Below are 25,203 nucleotides of genomic sequence, written 5' to 3'. Positions count from 1 at the left end.
CCCGAGGCGCACCTGAGGCGCCGCCAACCCGAGGCGCCCCGCGTGGCGCCGGTGGGGAGCACCACCGTTGCCCCCCCGCAGGTCGTACAAGGAGCACAGCGTTGAAAACCCGCCGCAGGCCGTACAGCGAGCAGCGTCCGTTCGACACCGGTGGCGGGGTGTGGAGCGTGCCCGTCCCGATCCCCGGCAACCCGCTCGGCTACACGCTGGTCTACGCGATCGAGTCCCCGGCGGGTCCCGTCCTGGTCGACGCGGGCTGGAACGCCCCTGAGGCGTGGCTGGCGCTGCGCGACGGGCTGGGGGCGGTCGGCATCGACGTCCGCGACGTGCGCGGGGTGGTCGTGACCCACTTCCACCCCGACCACGCCGGGCTGGCCGGCCAGGTGAGGGAGGAGTCCGGCGCGTGGATCGCGATGCACGAGGCCGACGCCGCGTTGATCGACTTCATGCGGCGGTTCGAGGGCGACGCGCAGCGCGACTTCCAGGCCGACATGCTGCGCCGGGCGGGAGCGGGAACCGTCGAGGTGGAGGAGGCGAGGGGGAACCGGCCGCGGCCGCCCGCGCTCCCCGACCGCGTTCTCACCGACGGCGACCTGATCGACCTGCCGGGGCGCAGGCTCCGGACGATCTGGACGCCCGGTCACACTCCCGGCCACATCTGCCTGCACCTGGAGGACGCCGACCGGATCTTCACCGGGGACCACGTGCTGCCGGCGATCACGCCGCACATCGGGATCTACCCGTACGACCGTGCGGACGTGGATCCGCTCAGCGACTTCCTGGAGTCGCTGGAGAAGGTGAAGGGAATGGGACAGCTCGAGGCCCTACCAGCCCATGAATGGATATTTCAGGACACGGCGGCTCGGGCGACGGAGATCCACATCCACCACGAGGAGAAGCTCCGACGGCTCGCCGCCCTGCTCGGTGAGGAGAAGGAGCCCCTGACCATCTGGGAGATCGCCGAACGCATGACCTGGAACCGCCCCTGGAAGGACTTCCCCGCCGTACTGCGCGGGATGGCCGCCGGCGAGGCCGCGGCCCACCTGCGCACGCTGGAGGTACGCGGAATCGTCCGCCGCGTGACGGGGGTGGATCCGGTGCGGTTCGCCATACACTCATAGACATCGGATGTCTGGCGCGACCTGAGGACGGTGCGGAGTGGCGGTCACCGACGCCGCTATCGACAAGATCAAAGAGATGATCCTGTCTGGCGATCTCGCCCCGGGCAGCAAACTGCCCAAGGAGTCCGACCTCGCCGATCGGCTCGGCCTGTCACGCAACTCCCTGCGCGAGGCCGTCAGGGCCCTGGCCCTGATCAAGGTGCTGGACGTGCGCCAGGGCGACGGCACGTACGTGACCAGCCTGGAGCCCAGGCTCCTGCTCGACGCGATGTCGTTCGTGGTCGACTTCCACCAGGACGACACCGTGCTGCAGTTCTTCCAGGTGCGGCGGATCCTGGAGCCCGCGGCGACCGCGATGGCGGCGGAGCACATGTCCGAGTCCGACATCACCGAGCTGCGCAAGATCCTCGACGGGCTGCCTCCCAATCCGAGCGTCGAGCAGATGGTGTCCAACGACCTGGAGTTCCACCAGCGCATCGCGGCGGGCTCCGGCAACGCGGTGCTGTGCTCCCTCATCGAGAGTCTCTCCGGCCCCACCACCAAGGCCAGGATCTGGCGGGGCCTCACCCAGGAGAACGCCCAGGAGAAGACCCTGGAGCAGCACGCCGCGATCTGCGACGCCATCGCCGCCCGCCAGCCCGAGGTGGCGCGGGCCTGGGCCACGGTCCACATCGCCGGGGTCGAGGAGTGGCTCCGCAAGACCCTCACCTGACGATCCCCGCGGCCGTCTCGCGCGCTTCGGTGGTCCCCGTCCGCACCGGTACAGGTCGACCGGGAGCGGCAGGGCAGGCGAAGCACGACAAACGCCCGACCCGGACAAGCGCGAGCCTGCGCAGACACGAGCCCGCACAGGCACGGACAGGCGCCGGACTCAGGCGAGTGCCTCGCGGTTGCGCCGCAGGAAATCGCGCTCGGCCTCGTTGTGGGTGAGGGCGGTCGCCACCTCGTAGGCCCGCGCCGCCTCGGTGGTACGGCCCAGCCGCCTGAGCAGGTCGGCGCGGACGGCGTGGAACAGGTGGTAGTCATCGAGGTCGAGGTCCTCGACCAGGATGAGCGCCGCCTGCGGCCCGTCGACCTCGGCCACCGCGACGGCGCGGTTGAGTGCCACGACCGGGTTGGGGACGAGAGCCAGGAGCCGGTCGTACAGCGCCAGGATCTGCCACCAGTCGGTGAGGGCCGCGGTCGGCGCGTCGCTGTGCACGGCGTTGATCGCGGCCTGGATCTGGTAGGGGCCCGGCCGGTCGCGCCGCAGGCAGCGGCGCACGATGGCCTGGCCCTCGGTGATCAGGTCGCGATCCCATCGGCTCCGGTCCTGGTCCGCCAGCAGCACCAGGTCGCCGTCCGGCGTGGTGCGGGCGGCCCGGCGGGACTCGACGAGCAGCATGAGCCCGAGCAGCCCCATGACCTCGGGTTCGTCGGGCATGAGCTCGGCCAGAAGCCTTCCCAGCCGGACGGCCTCCGCGCAGAGCTCCTCGCGGACCAGCCGCTCGCCCGAGCTCGCCGTGTGCCCCTCGTTGAAGATGAGGTAGATCACGGCCAGGACGGACCTGAGCCGGTCCGGGAGATCGGCCTCGGCCGGGACCCGGTACGGGATCCCCGCGGCGCGGATCTTGTTCTTCGCCCGGACGATCCGCTGGGCCATGGTCGCCTCGGGGACCAGGAAGGACCGGGCGATCTCGGCGGTGGTGAGCCCGCCCAGCAGCCTCAGCGTCAGCGCGACCCTGGCGTTGGCCGAGAGCGCGGGATGACAGCAGGTGAAGATCAGGCGGAGCCGGTCGTCGCGCACCGCGCCCTCCTCCCATGGCTCGTCACCGGCGTACAGCAGGGCCGCCTGGGCATGGCGGTCCTGGCGGGTCGCCTCCCGCCGGAACCGGTCGATCGCCCTGTTGCGGGCGGTCGTGATGATCCACCCCGCCGGGTTCGGCGGCAGGCCGGTGGAGGGCCACAGCCGTACCGCCACGGTGAAGGCGTCCTGGACCGCCTCCTCGGCGAGGTCGATGTCACCGAGGAGGCGGACCAGGACCGCGACCGCGCGCCCGTACTCCGCGCGGAACACCCGGTCGATCTCCGAGGCGGGAACGCCCTCCATCCTGGACGTCAGCCCGCCTCACCCTGGAACGGCCGCACCTCGACGGGGAGAAGGCCGATCGCCAGGGCGAGCCTGCGTCCCCATTCGAGCGCCTCGTCGAGGTCCGGCGCCCTGATGACGGTGAACCCGCCGAGGTGTTCCTTGCCCTCGGTGTACGGGCCGTCGGTCATGAGCGTGTCACCGTCCTTGACGCGGATCACGGTCGCCGTGTCCGGGGCGTGCAGTCCACCGGAGAAGACCCACACGCCGGCGGCCCGCATCTCCTCTTCCAGTTCGCCCAGGTTTCTTACGATCGGTTCCAGCACCTCGGGCGCTGGAACGCCTCCGTCGGGCTGATAGATGCTGAGCAGATACTGTTTCATCGCGCCTCCTGGGCCGGTGCGGCACCATCGCCGCCTTCCTACCCTTCACACGAACGGCGTCCGACGAAATCGACACCGGCCACGACGCTCCCGCGAAAATACTTCCGACCCCTTTGCCCCGTCCGGCGACAAGCGACCGCGCCGCAGGATTCCCGCCGACGGGCCTCGCGACGCTCTGATCGATGCGCGAGGGTGGCTCGGCCTGCGCACGGTTGAGATTCTCCCCTATGTCCAGGCCGGCAGCGATGTACGCCTGCAAAGCCTCGACCCAATCCCCATTAAGGGCGGACAAAAAGGATTCTGTAGATATTTCGGGCAATTTTCATGTCGCCCAATAGAAGGGTTTTTGAGATTCTGTAGCGATCTCATGACACCCCAAAACCCGGTCTATAATCTTGGTGGACATGCGAGAGCCCGACAGCTCCTATGTACGAAGAAAAGCATGCAGAGCGACCGAAACGCCCTGGCTGTGCATATCAGATGATGTGATACTTACTCACCATACGTTCGATATGGGCTACTTCTTCGATGAGCCAAGATACGAGATGGAGCGAGAGGTCTCCCTCCTGACGGGTCGACTCTCCGTGGAAGCCGCCAGCAGATACCGGCGAAAAATAATAAACACCAGAGATCTTGAGCTTGCCGCAGTAAGGTGCACCACGGCAGGTAGGTTACGGAGCGGAGGGTTCGCCGTGGTCCACACACCAGGGCGCATACGCACAGCGTGTGGCGCCACCGGCCAACATGTCTCGGTGATCTGGCCAGCGGAAGATCCCATCAACCTGCAGAAGATTCCCTGGCCCCCCGCAGTGACGAAGAGCTTCGTCGACTGCTTCAATGGGTACACAGAAGACGGGAGGTAAAGCGGATGAATCTGGACTTAATGATCAAACGCGGACAATTCCCTTGGCGGCCCAGGCCAGAAGCGACGGAACTCGACGTTTGGCACGAGTATGAGATCCCGCTGACAGGAACCTTCCGCCTGAACGACCAGTCGGTGCTGTTCACCCAGGTCCTGGAGAGTTCTCACGGTCTCTCCGCCTGGGCCTACGTCTGCCTTGAGCCCGAGGAAGCCGACCAGACTTCTGTGATCACTTTTGCGTCGGCAGATGAGATGCGGGAGTTCGTGGAGGCCACGTTCCGAGGCAGGGAAGCAGTCCTCACCCTCGCCAAGGACGATCGAATCATCGACCAGTGGACACGCAACAGGGTAGAGGAAGATCTTTCAGCCACGGTCGAAGAATTCCTCAACGGCATCATACGAAGCGTCAACGAAGTCTCAGATCCCGAGCAGCGCATCCGCGCCAAGTTCGCGGGCCTGGAGGCCGCAGGGTCCGAGCTCGCGCCTGCATAGTTCTCTCGGAGCCGAGTCTCTCGCCGCGACGTCGTCCGGACAATCCGATGCGTAACAGGAGACGTCCGCTATCGAACCCTCCTCTTCTCTGAAAATCGCGGGGAATGAGAAGACGACACGGACCGCCTCGTCAACAAGCTTGAGGAGGCGGTTCATCGTTCCCCTCGTTTGTTCGCCAGACCATGACGCTGCCCGTGATTCGGCCCGAGTTCTACCTTGTCCGACGAGGGCCGAGCGGCTCAGGGGATGAGGCCCTCGGTGGTGAGGTCGCTCCAGAGGACTTCGGGGACGGGTTTGGCGGCCAGTTCCGCGTTGCGGATGACCTCGGCGGCGGAGCGGGCGCCGATCACGACGCTCGCGACGGCCGGGTGGCGCAGGGGGAAGGCGAGGGCCGCCTGGGGGAGGGTGACGTCGTGGCGTTCGCAGACTGCGGCGATGCGGCGGGCGCGCTCCAGGAGCGGTCCGGGGGCGGGGGTGTAGTCGTAGGTGCCCGACGGGTCGTGGGTGGCGAGCAGTCCGCTGTTGAAGACCCCGGCGGCGAGCACCGAGACGCCGCGCTCGGCGCACAGGGGCAGCAACTCCTCCTCCCCCGACCGGTCAAGGAGGGTGTAGCGCCCGGCGAGCATGACCGTGTCGACGCCGGTCTCGCGGACGAACGCGGCGAGCATCCCCGTCTGGTTCATGCCGACCCCGACGGCCTTCACGACGCCCTGGTCACGCAGTTCGGCGAGGGCCGGGTACGCCTCGGAGACGGCCTGCTCCCAGTGGTCGTCCGGGTCGTGGATCAGGGCGATGTCGACCGCGTCGAGGCCGAGCCGCTCCAGGCTCTCCTCCAGCGACCGCAGGATCCCGTCGCGGGAGAAGTCCCACACCCGGCGCATGTCCGCAGGGACGTCGAAGCCCTGGTCGTCCCGGCCGAAGGGGCCTTCGCCGGCGGCGGGCACGAGCAGACGTCCGACCTTGGTGGACAGGGTGTAGGAGTCGCGGGGCCTTTCCGCCAGGGCGGCGCCGAGTCGTCGTTCCGACAGGCCGAGCCCGTAGTGGGGCGCGGTGTCGAACAGGCGGACCCCCGCCTCGTAGGCCGCGTCCACCGCCGCGCGCGCCACGTCCTCACCGACCGCCGAGAACAGGTTCCCGATCGGGGCCGCGCCGAAGCCGTACCTGCTAACCCGCACCGCCTGCTCCGTTCCGTTTCTGCGATCCCGCCGGAATCCCTGTCACGACTTCGGCCGGAGCCTGAGCCCCTGCATCCCGCCGTCCACGGCCAGGATCGTGCCGGTGGTGGCCGAGGCGAGCGGGCTCGCGAGGTAGGCGATCGCGGCGGCGACCTCCGGGGCGCTCACCAGGCGGCCCATCGGCTGGCGGGCCTCCAGCGCCGCCCGCTCGGCCTCCGGGTCCTGCGCCGCGTCCAGCAGGCGCTGCACCCAGGGGGTGTCGGCGGTGCCCGGGTTGACGCAGTTGACCCGGATGCCCTCGCGCACGTGGTCGGCCGCCATCGCCAGCGTCAACGACTGGATCGCCCCCTTGGACGCGCTGTAGAGCGCCCGCTGGGGCAGTCCCGCCGTCGCCGCGATCGAGCAGGTGTTGACGATCACGGCGTGCTCCGAGCGGCGCAGGTGCGGCAGGCTCGCCCGGGTGACCCGGACGATGCCCAGGACGTTGACGTCCATCACCCTGGCCCACTCCTCGTAGGGGTTGTCCTCGATCGTCCCTGCGGCGCCGATCCCGGCGTTGTTCACCAGGATGTCCAGGCCACCGAGCCGCTCGACGGCCTCGGCGACGGCCGCACTGACCGCCTCCTCGTCGGTGACGTCGGCCCTCACCTCGACGAACGGGCCACCGGAGGCGTTGATGTCGAGGGAGGCCACCCTCGCCCCGCGTTCGGCCAGCAGGGTGGCGGTGGCCAGCCCGATGCCGGATCCGCCGCCGGTGACCAGGGCGCACATGCCGTCGAACTCACCCATTGAGAGACCTCCGTACCGTTTCGTCGCTCACGCCTGTCCCATGGTCTGCCGCTGGCGCCCGAGTCCGTCGATCTCCAGCTCCACGACCTGCCCCGCGCGCAGGTACGGCGTGCCGGGCAGGCCGAGCGCGACGCCCGCCGGGGTGCCGGTGTTGATCAGGTCACCGGGTTCGAGGACCATGAACCGGCTGAGGTAGCGGATCACCTCCGCCACGGTGAAGATCATGTTCTTGGTGTCGCCGTTCTGGAAACGCTCCCCGTCCACCCACAGGCGCAGGCCAAGGGCCTGCGGGTCGGGGATCTCGTCGGGGGTGACCAGCCAGGGACCGAGCGGGTTGAAGGTCTCGCAGGACTTGCCCTTGTCCCACTGGCCGCCGCGCTCCAGCTGGAACTCGCGCTCGGAGACGTCGTTGGAGATGGCGTAGCCCGCGACCTTGGACAGCGCCTCCTCGTGTGTCTCGACGTAGCGGGCCGTCTCGCCGATGACGACGGCCAGCTCGACCTCCCAGTCGGTCTTCACGCTGTCCCTGGGGATGAGCACCTCGTCGTCGGGCCCGACGATCGTGTTGGGCGCCTTCATGAAGACGATCGGCTCGGCCGGGGTGGCGGCGTTCGTCTCCGTCGCGTGGTCGATGTAGTTGAGGCCGATGCACACGATCTTCCCGGGCCGCGCGATCGGGGCGCCGATCCGCAGCCCTTCGGCGTCCAGCACGGGAAGATCGTCCCGCTCCAGTGCCTCGCGGACCCGAGCCACGCCTCCCGAAGCGAAGAAAGCCCCGTCGATCTCGGTTTCCGAGATTGCACGGAGGTTACCGGCCTCGTCCAGGACGGCCGGGCGCTCCTGGCCCACGGGTCCCACTCGCAGTAGCTTCACGCCGTACCCTTCACTGATACATCGGATGTCTTGTTCCGTGATGTTTAACGACACCAAACCTCGGTGTCAACCCTCACCGATCGAAACATCTCCTCCACCATCGAGGGGGAACCGCGGCTGGAAGGTTTGACGTGACGCGCTCGAATACACCCGATGACTTGACGCTCTGGTACGACAGACCGGCCGCCGACTGGGAAACCCAGGCGTTACCGATCGGCAACGGCGCGCTGGGTGCCACGGTGTTCGGCGGCGTCGGCGGCGAGCGGATCCAGTTCAACGAGAAGTCGCTGTGGGCCGGCGGCCCCGGAGCGAACGGCTACGACTTCGGCAACTGGACCTCCCCGAGGCCGGACGCGATCGCCGAGATCAGGGCGCGGATCGACCGCGACGGCGCGATGTCCCCCGAGGCGGTGGCGGCGAGGCTCGGGCAACCCAGGAGCGGATTCGGCGCCTACCAGACTTTCGGGGACCTCTGGCTGGACATGCACGACGGCCCCGAGTTCCCCGAGGGCGCCGTCACCGGTTACCGCAGGGAGCTGGACCTGCGCGAGGCGGTCGCCAGGGTCGGTTACACCGCGAACGGGGTGACCCACTCCCGCGAGTACTTCGCCAGCCACCCGGGAAACGTCGTCGTCGGCAGGCTTTCGGCCGACAGGGGCGGCGAGGTCTCCTTCACGCTGCGCACCTCCTCTCCCCGCGACGACGGGCAGGTCTCGGTCTCCGAGGGCCGCCTCACCGTGAGGGGCGTCCTCGCCGACAACGGCATGAGGTTCGAGGCGCAGGTCCAGGTGATCGCCCGGGGCGGCACCCGCACCGACGGCACCGACGAGATCACCGTCACGGGCGCCGACAGCGCGGTGTTCGTCCTCTCTGCGGGCACCGACTACTCCGACGTCTACCCGGCCTACCGGACCGCGGACCCGCACGCCACGGTGACCGGGGCGGTCGACGGAGCCTCCCGCAGGTCGTACGAGGAGCTCAGGGCCGAGCACCGGGCCGACCACCGCAGGCTGTTCGACCGGGTCGGGCTCGACCTCGGGCAGAGGCCCCCTGCCGTCCCGACCGACAGGCTGCGCGCGGCCTACACCGGCGGCGCCTCGGCCGACGACCGGGCGCTGGAGGCGATGTTCTTCGCCTACGGCCGCTACCTGCTGATCGCCTCCTCCAGAGAGGGGTCGCTCCCGGCGAACCTGCAGGGCGTGTGGAACGATTCCATCGATCCTCCCTGGGCGGCCGACTACCATGTCAACATCAACCTGCAGATGAACTACTGGCTCGCCGAGCAGACCAACCTCGCCGAGACGACCGAGCCGTACGACCGCTACATCCGGTCGCTGGTCGCTCCCGGTGAGAGGACGGCGCGGGAGATGTTCGGGGCGCGCGGCTGGGTGGTGCACAACGAGACCAACCCGTTCGGCTTCACCGGCGTGCACGACTGGGCCACCGCGTTCTGGTTCCCCGAGGCGGCGGCGTGGCTCACCCTGCGGATGTACGACCGCTACCGTTTCAGCGGCGACATCGAGTATCTGCGCGAGACCGCGTACCCGGTGATGAAGGGCGCGGCCGAGTTCTGGCTGGACACCCTCCACACCGACCCGCGCGACGGCAGGCTGGTGGTCTCCCCCGGCTACTCCCCCGAGCACGGCGACTTCACGGCGGGCGCCTCAATGTCCCAGCAGATCGTCTTCCAACTGCTGACCGACACCCTGGAGACGGCGAAGACACTGAGGACCGACACGGCCTTCCAGGCCGAGGTGACGGCCGCGCTGGCCACACTCGACCCGGGGATCCGCATCGGGTGCTGGGGACAGCTCCAGGAGTGGAAGGAGGACCTCGACGACCCGGGCGACACCCACCGGCACGTCTCCCACCTGTTCGCACTGCACCCCGGACGGCAGATCGTCGCCGGCACCCCGGAGGCCGAGGCGGCCAGGATCTCGCTCACCGCGCGGGGCGACGGCGGCACCGGCTGGAGCAAGGCGTGGAAGATCAACTTTTGGGCCCGCCTGCTGGACGGTGACCGCGCGCACAGGATGCTCGTCGAACAGCTCGGCGGCTCCACTCTGGACAACCTGTGGGACACCCACCCGCCGTTCCAGATCGACGGCAACTTCGGCGCCACCTCCGGCATGGCCGAGATGCTGCTGCAGAGCGGGCACGGCACGGTCCACGTGCTGCCCGCGCTGCCGTCCGCCTGGCCCACCGGTTCGGTGACCGGTCTGCGCGCCCGGGGCGACGTGACCGTGGACGTCTCGTGGCGGGACGGCGACGCCGACAGGGTCACCGTGCACGCCGGGACGTCGGGCCCCCTCAGGGTCCGCGCCGCCATGGTCGGTGGCCGACACCACGTCGAGGACGAGCGCGGCGGGATCGTCACCCCGCGTCGCGACGGTGACGTCATCACCATCGACGCCGAAGCCGGCGGGTCCTACACGATCGTCAAGCTCGCCGTCCCCCGATCGCGGCCGCCGTGCGGGCTCCGACTTGACGAGACCCCCTTACCGTAATAGAACACGTTCCAGAAAGAAGAATCGCCGAGCGCCCGCTCAGGCACTCGGTAACTCGGCGTGCCCGGAGCGGAAGGCGGGAGCAGCGAAAAGTCCCGCGATCGCCACGTTCGCGATGGATTTTCGGCGAACGCGTGAGGGTACGCCGCTGACCGCACCCCCAAAATCGCGCCGATATGAACCGTGTCACGAAAACGCCGACCGGTTCGCAGGAGGACCATTGGATATCGATCTGGTCGACCAGGACTTCTACTGGCAGAACGGCGCACCCTACGAACAGCTGGCCTGGCTGCGGGCGAACGCGCCGGTCTACGCGCACCCGGGCGACGCCGAGCGGGGATGGCCGGGCTTCTGGGCGGTCACCAAGCACGCCGACGTGGTGCAGGTCTCCCGCCGCTCCGACCTGTTCTCGTCGAGCAGGAAGCTCGCGCTCTTCAACGAGATCCCCGAGGACCAGAGGGCCCTCCAGCGGCTGATGATGCTCAACCAGGACCCACCGGAGCACACCCGGCGGCGCTCCCTGGTCAACCGGGGCTTCACCCCGCGCATGATGAACGCCCTGGAGGGGCACATCCGCGACATCTGCCACGAGCTGGTGGACGAGGCGAAGGGGCGCGGCTCGGTCGACTTCGTCAGGGACATCGCCGCCCCGCTCCCGCTGTACGTGATCTGCGAGCTGCTCGGCGCCCCCGTCGAGGATCGCGACAAGATCTTCAACTGGTCCAACCAGATGATCGGGGCCGAGGACCCCGACTACGCGGCCGATCCCGAAGAGGGCACGAACGCGGCGATGGAGGTCTACGCCTACGCCAACACCCTCGCCGCCGAGCGGCGCGCCCAGCCCCGCGAGGACATCGTCACCAAGCTGATCATGCCCGACGCCGCCGGGGAGACGCTCACCGAGGAGGAGTTCGACCTGTTCGTGCTGCTGCTCGTGGTGGCGGGCAACGAGACCACCCGTAACGCCGCCTCGGGCGGCATGCTCGCCTTCTTCGAGAACCCCGAGCAGTGGCGGCGCCTCGTCGCCGACCGCTCTCTCGCCCGCACCGCCGCCGACGAGATCGTCCGCTGGGTCGCCCCGGTGAACCTCTTCCGCCGTACGGCCACCGCCGACACGACGATCGGCGGGCAGGAGGTGAAGGAGGACGACAAGGTCGTGATCTTCTACAGCTCCGCCAACCGGGACGAGGAGGTGTTCGCCGACCCCGGCGTCTTCGACATCGGCCGCGACCCCAACCCGCACATCGGCTTCGGCGGCGGCGGCGCGCACTTCTGCCTGGGCAACCACCTCGCCAAGCTGGAGCTGCGGGTGCTGTTCGAGGTGCTGGCCGAGCGCCTGCCCAACCTGGAGCAGGCGGGCGAGGCCCGCCGCCTGCGGTCCAACTTCATCAACGGCATCAAGGACCTGCCGGTCACCGTCGGCTGAGGTCGGGCGACACCGGACACGACGTGGGAGGGGGCCGCCCTCCCATGTCGGAGGCACCGGAGAATCCGGCTCACACCGGCGGCTCACGGTGGTGCCACCGATGCGTCCGACTCAGGGTGGCGCCACCGAGGAAACCGGGCCGACCTCCCCGTGCCCCACCGTTTCCCAGCGCGTTCCCCCGCGTTCCCCCGCGTCCCGCGTGTCCCGCGTGTCCCCCGTGCGCCTCTCCGCGCCGGTCGACGGAGCGGCATCACACCCACACTTTAAACATTCTGTTGAAATCGATTTGTTGACAACGGCTTGTGTGCTGGATCATCCTGGTCGCATGCCCGCTCATCACGACGGATCATCCGACCCCTTCACCGCTCCCGACCCCGCCCTGACCCGGACGCACCGCGAGTACGCCTCCCTCTCGCGCATCGCCGAGCGCCACGCGACCGACGAGTCCCAGCGCCTCCGGCAGGTCCACCCCACGGTCCTCGGGGCCCACGAGGCCGTCAGGCTCGTGACGTTCCTGCTGAGCGGCAGCGCCCACCCCGAGGAGGGTGAGCCGGAGGTGGACCACGCCGACATCACCGCCGCCCTCACCCTTCTGCCCAGGGCCCGCGCGGAGATGGACGAGCTTGAGGCCGCGCTCCTCCTCATGGCGCGGGGCCGCGGCCTCACCTGGCAGGAGATCGCGTTCGGCCTCGGCCTCGCCACCCCCCAGGCGGCCAAGCAACGCCACGAACGCCTGGCGGGCCGCACCGCCGCCCCGCCGGCCTGAGGGGCTACGCGTCAACCCCCACGCGCCGCTCAGCCGCGACGCGACGGGAGAATCCCCGGCCCTTCAGTCCGGGGAGGAGGTCAAAGCAGTTCCTCGATCAGGTCGGCCGCGCGGACGGTGCCGCCCTCACCCCGGACCTCGTCCCTGAGCTTCGCCAGCCGAGCCGCCACCTCCGGGTCGGAGGTGAGGTCGAGCAGGGCGGCGCGCAACGCCTCCGGGGTGGCGTCCTCGGTGTCGATCCTGCGGCCGACCCCGAGTTCCACGAGCCTGTCGGCGTTGCCGAACTGGTCGACCGCCTGCGGGACGGCGATCATCGGGACGCCGCAGTACAGGCCCTCCTGGCTGCCGCCCATGCCCGCGTGGGTGACGAACGCGTCGGCCCGCTCCAGGATCGAGAGCTGCGAGACCCAGGAGTGCACCTCGACGTTGGCGGGGATCGCACCGAGTTCCGCCCGGTCCACGAACCTCCCGACCTGCAGGACGACGTGCCAGCCGGGCAGGTCCCCGAAGGCGGCCAGGCAGGAGCGGTAGAAGTCCGGCAGGTTGGTGAAGGCCGAACCCAGGGAGACGAGCAGCACCTTCTCCGCACCCTCGGGCCGGACCCAGGGCTCCTGGTGGGTGCGGGTGGCGAAGCAGGGCCCGGTGAAGGTGATCCTGGCGGGATCGACCCGGTCGGCGTTGGGCTGCATGATCTTCGGGATGAGCGCGAGCGCCCGTGGCGGACGGCCTCCGAAGTCGTGGGAGTCGGTGTCGCGGATGCCGTTGTCGTGCAGCCACTCGTCGAACCGCCGGTAGTGCTCGGCCCCGCCCGGAGCCTTCTTCAGCTCCTCGACCATCGGCGCCATCTCCTCCCGGTAGCCCTCCCAGGCCACGTACGTCGGCGAGAGCTGCATCAGGGGGATGTCCCAGTTCTCCGCGAGCACCCGGGCGGTGTAGCCGCCGATGTCGTAGAGGAACAGGTCGGGCCGGTCGTTCTCGTACGCGGCGCGGAGCTGCGGCAGCATCGAGATCGCGTCGCCGAGGAAGACGTCGAGCTGCGCGACCGTGTCCTCCGGCCACTTGGCGCTGTCTCCCATGGGCAGGGTCGAGGTGTACGGGACGAGTTCGGCCCCGGCTCCGGTGATCACGTCGGCGTAGGAGGGGTCGTTGGCGTAGGTCACCCGGTGCCCTCGCGCCACCAGCTCCCTGATCACTTCGATGCTCGGGTTCACGTGGCCCGGCGCGGGGATGCTGACCATCGCGATGTGCGCGCGTCGGGGCATGGTTTCTCCTCTGTCGGAATTCGGAATTCTGTCGGGATGCCCTCGGGGGTCCGTCGAGACCTTTGGCGAGGGTCAGACGGAGTCGCGTGAGTGACGAGACGTCTCGTCTCGCTTTTGACACAGCATTGCCCCTGCCGCGCACACTGTCAAGACGAGACGCTACGACTCGTCTACTGAATACCCGGACCGGCTCAGGGCCAGGAGGAGTCCTGGTCGGGGTCGCCGCCCTCGGAGAGCAGCTTCACGTCCGACTCGACCATCATCGCCACGAGCTCCTCGAAGCCGACCGTGGGCTCCCAGCCGAGCTGGACGCGGGCCTTCTTCGGGTCCGCGCACAGCAGGTCGACCTCGGCCGGTCGGTGCAGGGTCTGGTCGGTGACGACGTACCGCTCCCAGTCGAGCCCGGCGGCGGTGAAGGCCGCCTCCACGAGGTCGCGGACGGTCTGGGTGCGACCGGTGCCGATCACGTAGTCCTCCGGCGTGTCCGCCTGGAGCATCAGGTGCATCGCGCGGACGTAGTCTCCGGCGAATCCCCAGTCGCGGCGCGCCTCCATGTTGCCCAGGCGCAGCTCGGAGGCGAGGCCGAGCTTGATCCTGGCCACACCGAGCGACACCTTCCTGGTGACGAACTCGGCCCCCCTGCGCGGGGACTCGTGGTTGAACAGGATCCCCGACACCGCGTACATGCCGTACGACTCGCGGTAGTTCTGCGTCAGGAAGTGCCCGTACGCCTTGGCCACGCCGTACGGCGAGCGGGGGTGGAAGGGGGTGATCTCGGTCTGCGGGGTCTCGCGGACCTGGCCGAACATCTCCGAGGAGGACGCCTGGTAGAAGCGGATCTGACCCGACCCCGCCGCCGTACGCGAGGAGGAGATGCCCGAGCAGACCCGGATCGCCTCAAGCATGCGCAGCACACCCATGCCGGTCACCTCGGCGGTGAGCTCGGCCTGCTCCCACGACATGGGGACGAACGAGATCGCGCCCAGGTTGTAGACCTCGTCGGGCTGGACCTTCTCGACGGCGGAGATCAGCGAACCCTGGTCGAGCAGGTCGCCTCGGACGAGCTGGACGTCCTGCAGGAGCTTGCGGAAACGTGGAACTCGGGGGTTGGCCTGCCCGCGAACGAGACCGGAGACCTCGTAGCCCTGACCGAGCAGGCACTCGGCCAGATAGGAACCGTCCTGCCCGGTGATACCGGTGATCAGCGCGCGCCTGGCCAACGCGTCCTCCTCGCTTGCGGGGGCGGCAACCTATGCCGGTTCTTGTGCCGTTTGATGGCGAATGTACCCGCAGAGCATCCGGCAGGCACCATCACCCTGAGACACAACTCACCTAGAACGCGTTACACCGAATCACGCTCGATAAGGCTAACTTCCCAGTTCGCACGCAGTGAAGCGCGATCTAGGGACAATTCCACATCAAGTACAACAGGGCTCGTGAATGGTAGGGTCCGAGGACAAAGGTCATCTTTCACGGTACCTGTCCCCTTTTCGGACAGGTTGAGAAGGGGGTTGCCGTGCCGGGTGCTGAATCACTGCGGGTCGCGCTGCTGTCGTACCGCAGCAAACCGACCTGCGGTGGGCAGGGCGTCTACCTGCGCCATCTCAGTCGCGAGCTGGTCGCCCTCGGGCACAGCGTGGAGGTCTTCTCCGGCCAGCCCTACCCGGAGCTCGACGAGGGCGTCGTCCTCACCAAGATCCCCAGCCTTGACCTGTACCGCGACGAGGACCCCTTTCGCACCCCCGGGCTGAGTGAGTACCGCGACTGGATCGACCTGCTCGAAGTCGGCACCATGTGGACCGCCGGGTTCCCCGAGCCGCTCACCTTCAGCCTGCGGGCGTACCGCGAGCTGAAGAAGCGCGTCGGCGACTTCGACGTCGTGCAGGACAACCAGACCCTCGGCTACGGCGTGCTCGGCATCCAGAAGCTGTTCCCCGTGGTCGGTACCATCCACCACCCGATCAGCGTGGACCGGCGCATCGAGATCAAGGCCGCGACACTGCGCAAGAAGCTCCCGATGCGGCGCTGGTACGGCTTCGTGCGGATGCAGGCCAAGGTCGCGCCCCGGCTCAGCCCGATCCTCACCGTGAGCGAGTCGTCCCTCGCCGACATCCACCGTGACTTCAACGTGCCGCAGAAGAACATGCGGCTCATCCCGCTGGGCGTCGACACCCGCTACTTCCACCCGCGCCCGGAGCTTCCCAAGCGGCCAGGGTCCATCGTCGCGGTCGCCAGCGCCGACTCCCCGATGAAGGGCGTCGCGACGCTGCTGAGGGCCGTGGCGAAGCTCGCCACCGAACGCGACGTCAACCTGACCGTGGTGAGCAAACCCACCCCCGGCGGCCCGACCGAGAAGCTCGTCGGCGAACTGGCGCTGCACGACAGGGTCAGGTTCGTACACGGCATCTCCGACGCCGAGCTGGGCGAGCTCATCGCCACCTCGGAGATCTCGGTCGTCCCCTCCCTGTACGAGGGCTTCTCGCTGCCGGCCGTCGAGCACATGGCCTGCGGCACCCCGCTCGTCGCGAGCCGCACCGGGGCGCTGCCCGAGGTCGTCGGCGACGCCGCCGTACAGGTGGCCCCCGGCGACCCCGAGGAGCTCGCCGCGGTGCTGCGCCGCCTGCACGACTCCCCCGAGGAGCGTGCCGCGGTCGGCAAGAAGGGCTACGACCGGGTCATGGAGCGCTTCACCTGGAACGTCGTCGCCCAGCGGACCGTGGAGGCCTACCACGAGGCCATCCGGGCCCGCCGGGCGAAGTGAACGATCCCCTGAGACGACCGAAGTGAGCGACACCCTGAAACGACCACCTCTCACAAGGAGCGGCGAGTGCTGACTGTCGACTTCGACCGGTTGCCCGTGGGTCCGGGAACCCGAGTCCTGGACCTGGGCTGTGGCGGCGGACGGCACGCCTTCGAAGTGCTGCGGCGCGGCGCCGACGTGGTGGCCTTCGACATGGATGCCAGGGAGCTGGAGGGCGTGGCGAGCATGTTCTCCGCGATGGACAAGGCCGGGGAGGTGCCGCCGGGCGCGACGGCGGAGACCGTGACCGGCGACGCGCTCGACATGCCGTTCGAGGACGGCGGCTTCGACCGGGTGATCGCCGCGGAGGTGCTGGAGCACATCCCCGACGACATGGCCGCGATGCGCGAGATCTTCCGGGTGCTCAAGCCGGGCGGCCAGGCGGCCGTCACCGTACCGAGCTTCCTGCCCGAACGCATCTGCTGGGCACTCGACGAGGCGTACCACACCGCTCCCGGCGGGCACGTCCGCATCTACACGCTCGCCGAGCTGAGCGCGAAGCTCAAGTCGACGGGCTTCGTCATCGGCCCGCACCACCACGCCCACGGCCTGCACGCGCCCTACTGGTGGATCAAGTGCGCGGTCGGCGTCGACAACGACGACCACCCGCTCGCCAAGGCGTACCACGAGCTGCTGGTCTGGGACATCATGAAGCGCCCCGCCGCCACCAGGATCGCCGAGGCCGTACTCAACCCGCTCATCGGCAAGAGCGTGGTGCTCTACGTCCGCAAGCCCGCGTGACCTCCGAAGGAGGGGCAGTGAGCGGCTGCATGGAGTGGGAAGAGGTCGTCCTCACCGCCCGGAGCATCGCGGCGGTGCAGGAGGCCGACGGCGGCGTTCCGTGGCCCGAGGGACACGTGGACGCCTGGAACCACATCGAGTGCCTGATGGCGATGAGCGTGGCGGGGCTGACCGGCCCGGTACGCCGCGGGTACGACTGGCTCGTCCGCACGCAGCGGGCCGACGGTTCCTGGCCGATGAAACTCGTCGGCGGCGAGGCCGTCGAGCAGGGCGGGGAGTCCAACCACGCCGCCTACGTCGCGGTCGGCGTCTGGCACGAACTCCTGGTGACCGGGGACGAGGACTTCGCCCGGCGGATGTGGCCGGTCGTCCGGACGGCGCTGGACTTCGTGCTCGGTCTGCAGACCACCCGGGGTGAGATCGTCTGGGAGCGCGCGGCCGACGGCAGGCCCGCCGCGTACGCCCTGCTGACCGGTTGCGCCTCCATCCACCAGGCTCTGCGCTGCGGTGTGCTGCTCGGCGAGCACCTGGGTGACCCGCAGCCCGACTGGGAGCTCGCCGCCGACCAGCTCGGCCACGTGCTGGCCGCCCACCCCGAGGCGTTCGCCGACAAGAGCCGCTTCTCGATGGACTGGTACTACCCGATCCTGGGCGGCGCGGTGCGCGGCCAGGCCGCGGAGACACGGCTCGCCGAGGAGTGGGACACGTTCGTGGAGGCGGGTCTCGGCATCCGCTGCGTCTCCGACCAGCCGTGGGTGACCGGCGCGGAGACGTGCGAGCTGGTGCTCGCCCTCGACGCCCTGGGCGACCGGGGACGGGCGCTGCGGCTCTTCTCCGACATGCAGCACCTGCGGCACGAGGACGGTTCGTACTGGACCGGCTGGCAGTTCGTGAACGGCAAGCACTTCCCGCACGAGCGCTCGGCCTACACCGCGGCCGCGGTCGTGCTCGCCGCCGACGCGCTGGACGGGCACACCCCCGCCTCGGGCATCTTCCGCGACGCGGGCGGGTACGTGACCGACCGTCCCACCGCCGCGTGCGGCTGCAGCCACGCCCGCTCCAGGAGCTGAACCTCCGGCGGTTTCTTTGCACGGAACCAGAAACGCGGTGCTTGAAGGGCTGAATGCGGCTCACTACGTTCGGGTCCGTGACTCGGAGGGGCGGTGGGGTTCGCAGATGCGCGGCGGGATTCCTCGCCCTGGTGTCCGCGACCGCCGGGTGGAGGCTGACCGCCCTGCCGGACACCTCGGCGGTGGAGGCGTCCGCCGCCTTCTCCTTCCACGCGAGACCGCTGAGCCCTCCCTCGCGGGCCGGTGACCGTCTCCTGCGGCCGGTCGCGCCGGGGTACGCGCGCCTCGGGAGCCCGGCGTCGTCGCTGGGCGCCGGGGTGGCCCTGTTCGACGTGGACGGCGAGGTCGTCGCCGACGACCTGTGCCTGGTCGATCCCCGCCGCGACACGGTGACCGTCAGGCCCGCGCCGGGGACCCCGCGCCGCTACCGGCCGTTCACACTGGTCCCCCCGGAGCGCAGACGGTACGAGGCGCCGACCGGGTGCCTGCCCGCCGATCTCGACCAGGACGGCTGGGAGGACCTGGTCGTCTACTACTGGGGCCGCTCCCCCTCCCTGTTCCTGCGCGTCCCCGGCGAGCCCCCGTCCGGTGCGGCCTTCCGTCACCGTTCGCTCACCGCCGAGCCGGAGATCTGGAACACCAGCGCCGCCACGGCCGGAGACTTCGACGGGGACGGCCGCCTCGACCTCGTCTTCGGCAACTACTTCCCCGACGGGGTCAGGGTGCTGGGCGGCGACCACGGCGACAGCGGTGACCACGACGACCGTGACGACAGCGGCGCCAGCGGCGACGCCGTGATGCCCGACTCGCCGTCCGCCGCGGCCAACGGGGGCGGCGACCGGCTCTACCGGGCGACGGGACCCGCGCTGTTCGCCGAGGAGAAGGGGGTGTTCGACGAGGTCGCGGGCGAGGGCCGGGGCTGGACCCTCGCGCTGGGCACCCAGGACCTGGACGGCGACGGACGGCCCGAACTGTACGTGGCCAACGACTTCGGCCCCGACCACCTGCTGGTCAACGAGTCGGCGCCCGGCAGGGTCCGGTTCACCGAGGCGAGCGGCACCCGGCATCTGGCGACTCCCTCCTCGCGGGTCCTCGGCCGCGACTCGTTCAGGGGGATGGGGGTCGCCTTCACCGACCTCAACGCCGACGGCAGGCCGGACATCCTGGTGAGCAACCTCAGCGGGGACCCCGCGCCGCGCGAGGGCGACTTCGCCTTCGTGTCACGGCGAGGAGGGCTGCACGAGGGTCACGCGCCGTACGACGACCTCGGCGAGGAGCTGGGGCTGAGCCGCAGCGGCTGGTCCTGGGACGTCAAGGCCGCGGATTTCGACAACGACGGCATCGACGAGATCATGCACGCGACCGGGTTCGTCAGGGGTGAGGCCGACCGGTGGGCGCGGCTACGGGAGGCGGAGGCGGCCAACGACCTGTTCCTCTCCCGTCCCTCGCTGTGGCCGGATCTGAAGGTCGGCGACGACCTGTCGGGTCGCGAGACCAACACCTTCTTCACCAGGGGGCCGGACGGCCGCTACGTGGACGTGGCGCGGCGAGCCGGGGTCGACGGCGCCGGCGGGGACAGGGACAGCGAGGACGGCGGGGACGGCGAGGGTGCGGTCAGCCGGGCCTTCGCCGTGGGCGACGTCGACGACGACGGGCGGCTGGACTTCGCGGTCGCCAACCAGTGGTCCGCGTCGGTGCTCTACAGCAACCACGGGCCGACGGCCCCGTTCGTGGGCCTGCGGCTCCGCCTCCCCGCCGGTGCCTGCGGCACGGCCGGAGCGGCCCACCCCGGACCGACGCGGCCCGCCATCGGTGCCGTCGCCGCGGTGCGCCTGCCCGGCGGGATCACGCGGAGCAGGCAGCTCTACCCCGCCAACGGCCACAACGGCGTCTCCGCACCCGAACTGCTCTTCGGCCTGGGCGACGACCTGCCGAACCCCACCGCCCCCGTCGAGATCTCTTGGAGAAACGCCTGCGGCGGCACGCGTACCGCGTCGGTGTCCCTGGAGCCCGGCTGGCATCAAATCCTGCTCGCCGGCGACCGTGCCTCGGAGATCCGGCGGCCATGAACGCCGACCGGAGGCGAGAGACGGCGTTCCGGCGGCTGGCGGGGTCCCTCACCCTGATCACCGTGCTCGGACACACCGTGCTCGGGTTCGAACAGTCCTGCCTGGCACCGGTGGTCGGCGTGCTCACCGGCGTGACCGCCGAACTCGCGCTGGAGACCGTGGAGGCGTGGTCGCGGCGACGCCGGCCCCGCTATCTCGGGGTGCCCCGCGCCCGGGTCGTCGGCTTCCTCCTGCCGTCCTACGTGTGCGGCCTGCTCTGCGCGATGCTGCTGTACGGCAACGGGCACCTGATGCCGATCGCGCTCGCCGTCCTCATCGGCGTTGGCGGCACGTACGTCTTCCGCATGAAGGCACCCGAGACGGTGGAGCAGGAGCGAAGGACCGAGGACGTGCCGGGGAGCCCGTTCCTGAACCCGGCGGCCTTCGGGATCGTCGCCGTGCTGCTGCTGTTCCCGTGGGTCGGCCTCGCTCCGGCGTACCAGTTCACCGCGTGGGTCTCGGGACCGTTCGACCTGGTCGTGCCGCTCGCCGTACTCGTCTGGGGCACGGTGATGAACGCCAGGCTCGCGGGTAGACTGCCGCTGCTCATGGGCTGGACGGGCGGGTTCGCCCTGCAGGCGCTCGTCAGGGGCGCGCTGACCGACGTGTCGACGGTGAGCGCGCTGCTGCCGATGACCGGGACGGCCTTCGCCCTCTACGCCGGATACGTGATCGTCGAACCGGGCACCTCCCCCGCCAGGCCGCGTGAGCAGGTCGTGTTCGGTCTCGCCACGGCGGCGGTCTACGGGCTGCTGGTCCACCTTTCTGTCGTCTTCGGGCTGTTCTTCGCCCTGGTGATCGTCGGCGCGGGCCGGGGTCTGCACGCGACGCTTCCGCCCCACCTCCGCCGCACGCTCGCGGCACACCTCCACGCGACGCTTTCCGTCAGCCGATGCCCGATCCGACCCGTTCGAGCACCCGCAGCGAGCCCTCCTGCCGGACCTCCTTGAACGCGCCGGAGGCGAGGGCCCGCTGGTGGACGCGGTACGGAGCCTGCCCGCCCTGGGTCGGGTCGGGGTAGATGTCGTGAAAGACCAGGGCGCCGCCCGGCATGACGTGCGGGGCCCACCCCTCGTAGTCCTTGGTCACCGGATCCTCGGAGTGGCCGCCGTCGATGAAGAGCATCGCGAGCGGTGTGTTCCACAGCGCGGCGACGCGCTCGGAGCTGCCGACGATCGCGACGACCTCGTCCTCCAGCCCCGCGGAGGCGATGGTGGTGCGGAAGGTGGGCAGCGAGTCCATCTTGCCGAAGCGGAGGTCCATCAGCGTGGGGTCGTGGTGGGCCCAGCCCGGCTGGATCTCCTCGGAGCCCCGATGGTGGTCCACGGTGAAGACGACGGACCCCGCCTGCCGCGCCCCCGCCCCGAGGTAGACGGCGGACTTCCCGCAGTAGCTGCCGATCTCGCAGATCGGGCCCCGTGGGCCGTACTCGGCGGCGGTCTCGAACAGCGCGATTCCTTCCTCGGGTGGCATGAAACCCTTGGCGCGCTGGGCGACGTACAGCAGGTCGGCCGGCATGGTGGCGATGCTCATCGCAGCAGACTACCGAGGCCGAACAACATTCCGACTCCCCTTGCCCGACCTTGTGGAACGTGTTCTACTTTGCACCGTGAACCAGCGCACCCGCATCGTGATGACCGACGACGAGGTGACGGCTTTCATCGCCGAGTCTCGGAAGCTGCAACTCGGCACGATCAACCCCGACGGAACACCGCACATGGTGACCATGTTCTACGGGCTGACCGAGGGCAGGATCTCGTTCTGGACCTACGGCAAGGCGCAGAAGACGCTCAACATCCAGCGCGACGCCCGGGTGAGCTGCCTGATCGAGGCCGGAGACGAATACTCCGACCTGCGCGGTGTCCTCGTCTACGGGGTGGCGCGCAGGATCGACGACCTCGATGGCGTCCTCGGCATCGGCATGGACGTGACCAGACGGATGGCCGGGATGCCCGACGCGGAGGAGTCACTCACCGAGTACGTGGCCCACACCGGCCGTAAAAGGGTCGCCTTCGTGGTCGAGCCGAGTCGAGTGATCTCCTGGGATCACCGTAAGCTCGCCATTCCCGGTTAGGAGGCCCATATGAAAATCAAAGTCGACTATCTGGTCTGCGAGGCCAATGCGATCTGCACGGGACTCGCCCCGGAGGTCTTCGAGCTCGACGACGACGACCAGCTGCACGTGCTGCTGCCTGAGCCGCCGCCGGAAATGCTGGACCGCGTCCGGCACGCGGTCCGGTCCTGCCCCAAAGCCGCACTCTCCCTTGAGGAGAACTAGGAGGACCCCCCATGCGTGGTGCGCTTCTACATGCCGTCGGCGACGACAAGCTCGACATCCGCGACGACCTCACCCTCGCGCCGATGGGCCCGACGGATGTCCGTGTCAAGATCAGGGCCACCGGCGTCTGCCACTCGGACCTGTCGGTGATCAGCGGCGTGCTGCCCATGCCGTTGCCGGTCGTCCCCGGCCACGAGGGGGCGGGAGAGGTCGTCGAGGTCGGTGACCACGTGACCTCGGTACAACCCGGCGACCACGTCATCGTCAACTGGACCCCGGCCTGCGGCAGCTGCGCGAACTGCCTGGTGAACCAGCCTTTCCTGTGCATGACGTACGTGATGGACAGCTTCGTCAACGCCCGTTTCCGCTACGGCGGCGACACCCCGGCGTTCGGCATGGCCGGGTGCGGCACCTGGTCCGAGGAGATCGTCGTGCCCTGGCAGGGGGCGATCAAGGTCGATTCCGACGTGCCGTTCGAGGCCGCGGCCCTCATCGGCTGCGGGATCACCACCGGCGTCGGCGCGGCGCTGAACACGGCCAAGGTGAGGGCGGGCTCGACCGTCGCCGTGGTCGGCGCGGGCGGTATCGGCCTGTCGGTGATCCAGGGCGCCCGCATCTCCGGCGCCACCACGATCCTCGCGATCGACCCCCTGGAGTCCAAGCACGCCCTCGCCAAGAAGGTCGGCGCGACCCACGCCATCACCCCCGACCAGCTCATGGACGCGGTCGGCACGCTCACCGGCGGGGCCGGGTTCGACTACGGCTTCGAGGCCGTCGGCAAGTCCGCCGCCATCATGACGGCCTGGCAGGCGACCCGCCGGGGTGGTGACACGATCGTGGTGGGCGCGGGCGCGATGGACGACAACGTCCCGCTGAGCGCCTTCAACCTGCTGTTCGAGGGCAAGAACATTCTCAGCTCGCTGTACGGCGGCTCGGACGTCCGGCGCGACTTCCCGTTCTTCGCCGGGCTCTACAAGGCGGGCAAGCTCGACCTGGAGAGCATGATCAGCTCCCGTATCAAGCTGGCCGACCTGAACGACGCCGTGGCGGCGCTCAGAGGCGGTGAGGTCCTGCGCCAGATCGTCGTCCTGGACTGAGAGCCGTCGTCGTCGGCCGCGTGGCGGGCGTGCGAACTCGGTTCGCGCGCCCGCCACGCGGGTGACGGGGCCCGCTCACCAGGTGTGCACCCGGTGGGTGGCGGGCTCCGTCACACCTCCTCGATCGCCGTCATCCGGCTCTGGTCGTCGGCGCTGCGTTCGACCGCGGCCAGCACGCGCTGGACGTTCAACCCGTCGTCGAACGACGGAGCCGGAGCGACACCGGAGGTGATCGCCTCGACGAAGTCCTTCACCTCGTGGGTGAAGGTGTGCTCATACCCCAGACCATGACCCGGCGGCCACCACGCACCCGCGTACGGATGCCCGGACTCGGTGACCAGCACCCGGCGGAACCCCGCCTCCTCGGCCGGCAACGCATGATCATGGAACCACAGCTCGTTCATCGCCTCGAAATCGAACGCCAAACTCGCCGCGGAACCGTTCACCTCGATCCGCAACGCGTTCTTGCGCCCCGTCGCGAACCGGGTGGCCTCGAACGACGCCAGCGCACCACCACTGAGACGACCGATGAACAACGCCGCGTCGTCGACGTCGACCTCCCCCATCTCCACCCCCGCACCACCCGCGGCGGCCGACAGACCCGCCGAGGCCTCGGCCAGCGGCCGCCGGGTGACGAACGTCTCGGTCAACCCCGAGACCTGCGTCAAACGCTGCCCGGTGATGAACTGCGCGGTATCGATGATGTGCGCGCCGATGTCACCCAACGCCCCTGAGCCGGCCAGATCCTTGCGCAGCCGCCACACCAGCGGGAAGTCCGGATCGACGATCCAGTCCTGCAGATACTGCGCCCGCACGTGCCGGATCGTGCCGAGGCGGCCCTCGGCCACCCAGCGGGCGGCCTGGGCCACGGCCGGTACCCGACGGTAGTTGAACGCCACCATCGCATACACCCCCCGCTCGGCCGCCGCCCGCGCCGCCTTGGCCATCGCCTCGGCCTCGGCCACCGTGTTGGCCAGCGGCTTTTCGCACAACACGTGCTTGCCCGCCTCCAGCGCGGCGATCGCGATCTCGGCGTGCGAATCACCCGGCGTGCAGATGTCGACCACATCGACGTCCTCACGCGCGATCAACGCCCGCCAGTCGGTCTCGGCCGCCGCCCAGCCCAGCTGCTCGGCCGCCGCCGCCGTCCCCTCCGCGGAGCGCCCGCACACCGCGGCCATCACCGGCCGCACCGGCAGATCGAAGAACGCCGACACGCTGCGCCACGCCTGGGAATGCACCCGGCCCATGAAGGCGTAGCCGACCATGCCGATACCCAGCGCCGGCTTGCTGTTCGCAGCCGCCATCAGGACTCGAATCCCAGCGGCAGGTACTGGGCCACGTTCTCCTTGGTGATCGTCTCCGAGGCCAGGGTGATCGACTGG

The 25,203-nt window shown here is 69.5% G+C and carries 24 protein-coding genes; 15 read left to right on the top strand and 9 right to left on the bottom strand.

The genetic code is table 11. The features are described 5' to 3' along the window. Positions 1–101: 101 nt before the first annotated feature. Together ACFY3D_RS12795 and ACFY3D_RS12790 are read left to right on the top strand one after the other, a co-directional pair. Positions 102–1,121 carry an MBL fold metallo-hydrolase gene (locus ACFY3D_RS12795; protein ID WP_389978522.1) on the top strand — a complete coding sequence of 340 codons (1,020 nt, stop codon included), beginning with the start codon at positions 102–104 and terminating at the stop codon, positions 1,119–1,121. Positions 1,122–1,158: 37 nt separating this feature from the next. Continuing rightward, a complete protein-coding gene (locus tag ACFY3D_RS12790) occupies positions 1,159–1,833 on the top strand; it encodes a FadR/GntR family transcriptional regulator (RefSeq protein ID WP_389978519.1) in 675 nt (224 codons plus the stop codon). 159 nt (positions 1,834–1,992) lie between these two features. Here the strand turns inward: ACFY3D_RS12790 and ACFY3D_RS12785 are convergent, their stop codons facing one another. Together ACFY3D_RS12785 and ACFY3D_RS12780 are read right to left on the bottom strand one after the other, a co-directional pair. Next, positions 1,993–3,210 (bottom strand): RNA polymerase sigma factor, encoded by a 1,218-nt coding sequence (locus tag ACFY3D_RS12785; protein WP_389978516.1) that lies wholly within the window; start codon positions 3,208–3,210, stop codon positions 1,993–1,995. An 8-nt stretch (positions 3,211–3,218) separates the two neighbouring features. Continuing rightward, positions 3,219–3,572 carry a YciI family protein gene (locus tag ACFY3D_RS12780; RefSeq protein ID WP_389978513.1) on the bottom strand — a complete coding sequence of 118 codons (354 nt, stop codon included), beginning with the start codon at positions 3,570–3,572 and terminating at the stop codon, positions 3,219–3,221. Between the two features lie 404 nt (positions 3,573–3,976). Between ACFY3D_RS12780 and ACFY3D_RS12775 the strand changes: the two genes are divergently transcribed. Then, a complete protein-coding gene (locus ACFY3D_RS12775; RefSeq protein ID WP_389978510.1) occupies positions 3,977–4,435 on the top strand; it encodes a hypothetical protein in 459 nt (152 codons plus the stop codon). A gap of 5 nt (positions 4,436–4,440) precedes the next feature. Next, complete coding sequence (locus ACFY3D_RS12770) at positions 4,441–4,926, top strand: hypothetical protein (protein ID WP_389978507.1); 486 nt, start codon at positions 4,441–4,443, stop codon at positions 4,924–4,926. A 239-nt stretch (positions 4,927–5,165) separates the two neighbouring features. Here ACFY3D_RS12770 and ACFY3D_RS12765 read toward each other — a convergent pair whose 3' ends face one another. The 3 genes from ACFY3D_RS12765 to ACFY3D_RS12755 are packed head-to-tail and all read right to left on the bottom strand — an operon-like array spanning position 5,166 to position 7,763. Then, on the bottom strand, positions 5,166–6,101 hold the full coding sequence (locus ACFY3D_RS12765; RefSeq protein WP_389978504.1) for an aldo/keto reductase: 936 nt from the start codon (positions 6,099–6,101) through the stop codon (positions 5,166–5,168). 42 nt (positions 6,102–6,143) lie between these two features. Beyond that, the gene (locus ACFY3D_RS12760) at positions 6,144–6,890 is read right to left on the bottom strand and encodes an SDR family NAD(P)-dependent oxidoreductase (RefSeq protein ID WP_389978501.1); all 747 of its coding nucleotides are present in this window, start codon (positions 6,888–6,890) and stop codon (positions 6,144–6,146) included. A gap of 27 nt (positions 6,891–6,917) precedes the next feature. After that, a complete protein-coding gene (locus tag ACFY3D_RS12755) occupies positions 6,918–7,763 on the bottom strand; it encodes a fumarylacetoacetate hydrolase family protein (protein WP_350950244.1) in 846 nt (281 codons plus the stop codon). A 158-nt stretch (positions 7,764–7,921) separates the two neighbouring features. On the opposite strand from ACFY3D_RS12755, the gene ACFY3D_RS12750 reads away from it, so the two are divergent. From ACFY3D_RS12750 to ACFY3D_RS12740, 3 genes are all read left to right on the top strand, one after another. Beyond that, complete coding sequence (locus ACFY3D_RS12750; protein ID WP_389978497.1) at positions 7,922–10,270, top strand: glycoside hydrolase N-terminal domain-containing protein; 2,349 nt, start codon at positions 7,922–7,924, stop codon at positions 10,268–10,270. Positions 10,271–10,490: 220 nt separating this feature from the next. Then, positions 10,491–11,696 carry a cytochrome P450 gene (locus ACFY3D_RS12745; RefSeq protein WP_362899224.1) on the top strand — a complete coding sequence of 402 codons (1,206 nt, stop codon included), beginning with the start codon at positions 10,491–10,493 and terminating at the stop codon, positions 11,694–11,696. Positions 11,697–12,021: 325 nt separating this feature from the next. Beyond that, positions 12,022–12,462, top strand: coding sequence for a DNA-binding protein (locus ACFY3D_RS12740; protein ID WP_350950247.1), 441 nt, complete (start codon positions 12,022–12,024; stop codon positions 12,460–12,462). 80 nt (positions 12,463–12,542) lie between these two features. On the opposite strand, the gene ACFY3D_RS12735 is transcribed toward ACFY3D_RS12740, so the two are convergent. Further along, a complete protein-coding gene (locus ACFY3D_RS12735) occupies positions 12,543–13,724 on the bottom strand; it encodes a macrolide family glycosyltransferase (protein WP_362899221.1) in 1,182 nt (393 codons plus the stop codon). 191 nt (positions 13,725–13,915) lie between these two features. After that, complete coding sequence (locus ACFY3D_RS12730; protein ID WP_350950249.1) at positions 13,916–14,944, bottom strand: GDP-mannose 4,6-dehydratase; 1,029 nt, start codon at positions 14,942–14,944, stop codon at positions 13,916–13,918. Between the two features lie 296 nt (positions 14,945–15,240). Here ACFY3D_RS12730 and ACFY3D_RS12725 point away from each other — a divergent pair, with 296 nt between their 5' ends. The 5 genes from ACFY3D_RS12725 (at position 15,241) to ACFY3D_RS12705 (ending at position 21,393) form a co-directional block, all read left to right on the top strand. After that, positions 15,241–16,485: a glycosyltransferase family 4 protein gene (locus ACFY3D_RS12725; RefSeq protein WP_389978494.1), complete on the top strand. Its 1,245-nt coding sequence runs from the start codon at positions 15,241–15,243 to the stop codon at positions 16,483–16,485. 66 nt (positions 16,486–16,551) lie between these two features. Next, on the top strand, positions 16,552–17,265 hold the full coding sequence (locus tag ACFY3D_RS12720; RefSeq protein ID WP_350950251.1) for a methyltransferase domain-containing protein: 714 nt from the start codon (positions 16,552–16,554) through the stop codon (positions 17,263–17,265). A 29-nt stretch (positions 17,266–17,294) separates the two neighbouring features. Then, entirely contained in the window at positions 17,295–18,335 is a 1,041-nt protein-coding gene (locus ACFY3D_RS12715) for a prenyltransferase (protein WP_389979182.1), read from the top strand. Between the two features lie 77 nt (positions 18,336–18,412). Further along, positions 18,413–20,404 (top strand): CRTAC1 family protein, encoded by a 1,992-nt coding sequence (locus ACFY3D_RS12710; protein WP_389978491.1) that lies wholly within the window; start codon positions 18,413–18,415, stop codon positions 20,402–20,404. After that, the gene (locus ACFY3D_RS12705; protein ID WP_389978488.1) at positions 20,401–21,393 is read left to right on the top strand and encodes an enediyne biosynthesis protein UnbU; all 993 of its coding nucleotides are present in this window, start codon (positions 20,401–20,403) and stop codon (positions 21,391–21,393) included. The genes ACFY3D_RS12710 and ACFY3D_RS12705 overlap by 4 nt, the downstream gene beginning before the upstream one ends. On the opposite strand, the gene ACFY3D_RS12700 is transcribed toward ACFY3D_RS12705, so the two are convergent. After that, complete coding sequence (locus ACFY3D_RS12700) at positions 21,329–21,976, bottom strand: class I SAM-dependent methyltransferase (RefSeq protein ID WP_389978485.1); 648 nt, start codon at positions 21,974–21,976, stop codon at positions 21,329–21,331. The two genes, ACFY3D_RS12705 and ACFY3D_RS12700, sit on opposite strands and share 65 nt — an antisense overlap. 76 nt (positions 21,977–22,052) lie before the next feature. Between ACFY3D_RS12700 and ACFY3D_RS12695 the strand changes: the two genes are divergently transcribed. Genes ACFY3D_RS12695 through ACFY3D_RS12685 form a run of 3 tightly spaced genes read left to right on the top strand, consistent with a single transcriptional unit; the run spans position 22,053 to position 23,818 of the window. Then, positions 22,053–22,517, top strand: a complete 465-nt coding sequence (locus ACFY3D_RS12695) for a pyridoxamine 5'-phosphate oxidase family protein (RefSeq protein ID WP_389978482.1) — start codon at positions 22,053–22,055, stop codon at positions 22,515–22,517. 9 nt (positions 22,518–22,526) lie between these two features. After that, positions 22,527–22,721, top strand: coding sequence for a ferredoxin (locus tag ACFY3D_RS12690; protein ID WP_350950257.1), 195 nt, complete (start codon positions 22,527–22,529; stop codon positions 22,719–22,721). 11 nt (positions 22,722–22,732) lie between these two features. After that, a complete protein-coding gene (locus ACFY3D_RS12685) occupies positions 22,733–23,818 on the top strand; it encodes a Zn-dependent alcohol dehydrogenase (protein WP_350950258.1) in 1,086 nt (361 codons plus the stop codon). Between the two features lie 110 nt (positions 23,819–23,928). Here the strand turns inward: ACFY3D_RS12685 and ACFY3D_RS12680 are convergent, their stop codons facing one another. Continuing rightward, the gene (locus ACFY3D_RS12680) at positions 23,929–25,125 is read right to left on the bottom strand and encodes a Gfo/Idh/MocA family protein (RefSeq protein ID WP_389978479.1); all 1,197 of its coding nucleotides are present in this window, start codon (positions 25,123–25,125) and stop codon (positions 23,929–23,931) included. Between the last annotated feature and the right edge of the window lie 78 nt (positions 25,126–25,203).

Origin of the sequence: Streptosporangium sp. NPDC000509, assembly GCF_042898365.1 — a bacterium.
Lineage (GTDB): Bacteria > Actinomycetota > Actinomycetes > Streptosporangiales > Streptosporangiaceae > Streptosporangium.
This window is presented reverse-complemented; position numbering and strand designations above follow the sequence as displayed.

What these genes read in the sequence shown, in the direction of transcription:
- ACFY3D_RS12775 (WP_389978510.1), top strand. Translation starts at nt 3,977, where the DNA reads ATGCGAGAGCCCGACAGCTCCTATGTACGAAGAAAAGCATGCAGAGCG.
- ACFY3D_RS12705 (WP_389978488.1), top strand. Translation starts at nt 20,401, where the DNA reads ATGAACGCCGACCGGAGGCGAGAGACGGCGTTCCGGCGGCTGGCGGGG.
- ACFY3D_RS12690 (WP_350950257.1), top strand. Translation starts at nt 22,527, where the DNA reads ATGAAAATCAAAGTCGACTATCTGGTCTGCGAGGCCAATGCGATCTGC.
- ACFY3D_RS12715 (WP_389979182.1), top strand. Translation starts at nt 17,295, where the DNA reads ATGGAGTGGGAAGAGGTCGTCCTCACCGCCCGGAGCATCGCGGCGGTG.
- ACFY3D_RS12700 (WP_389978485.1), bottom strand. Translation starts at nt 21,976, where the DNA reads ATGAGCATCGCCACCATGCCGGCCGACCTGCTGTACGTCGCCCAGCGC.
- ACFY3D_RS12780 (WP_389978513.1), bottom strand. Translation starts at nt 3,572, where the DNA reads ATGAAACAGTATCTGCTCAGCATCTATCAGCCCGACGGAGGCGTTCCA.
- ACFY3D_RS12785 (WP_389978516.1), bottom strand. Translation starts at nt 3,210, where the DNA reads ATGGAGGGCGTTCCCGCCTCGGAGATCGACCGGGTGTTCCGCGCGGAG.
- ACFY3D_RS12760 (WP_389978501.1), bottom strand. Translation starts at nt 6,890, where the DNA reads ATGGGTGAGTTCGACGGCATGTGCGCCCTGGTCACCGGCGGCGGATCC.
- ACFY3D_RS12680 (WP_389978479.1), bottom strand. Translation starts at nt 25,125, where the DNA reads ATGGCGGCTGCGAACAGCAAGCCGGCGCTGGGTATCGGCATGGTCGGC.
- ACFY3D_RS12770 (WP_389978507.1), top strand. Translation starts at nt 4,441, where the DNA reads ATGAATCTGGACTTAATGATCAAACGCGGACAATTCCCTTGGCGGCCC.
- ACFY3D_RS12735 (WP_362899221.1), bottom strand. Translation starts at nt 13,724, where the DNA reads ATGCCCCGACGCGCGCACATCGCGATGGTCAGCATCCCCGCGCCGGGC.
- ACFY3D_RS12685 (WP_350950258.1), top strand. Translation starts at nt 22,733, where the DNA reads ATGCGTGGTGCGCTTCTACATGCCGTCGGCGACGACAAGCTCGACATC.
- ACFY3D_RS12740 (WP_350950247.1), top strand. Translation starts at nt 12,022, where the DNA reads ATGCCCGCTCATCACGACGGATCATCCGACCCCTTCACCGCTCCCGAC.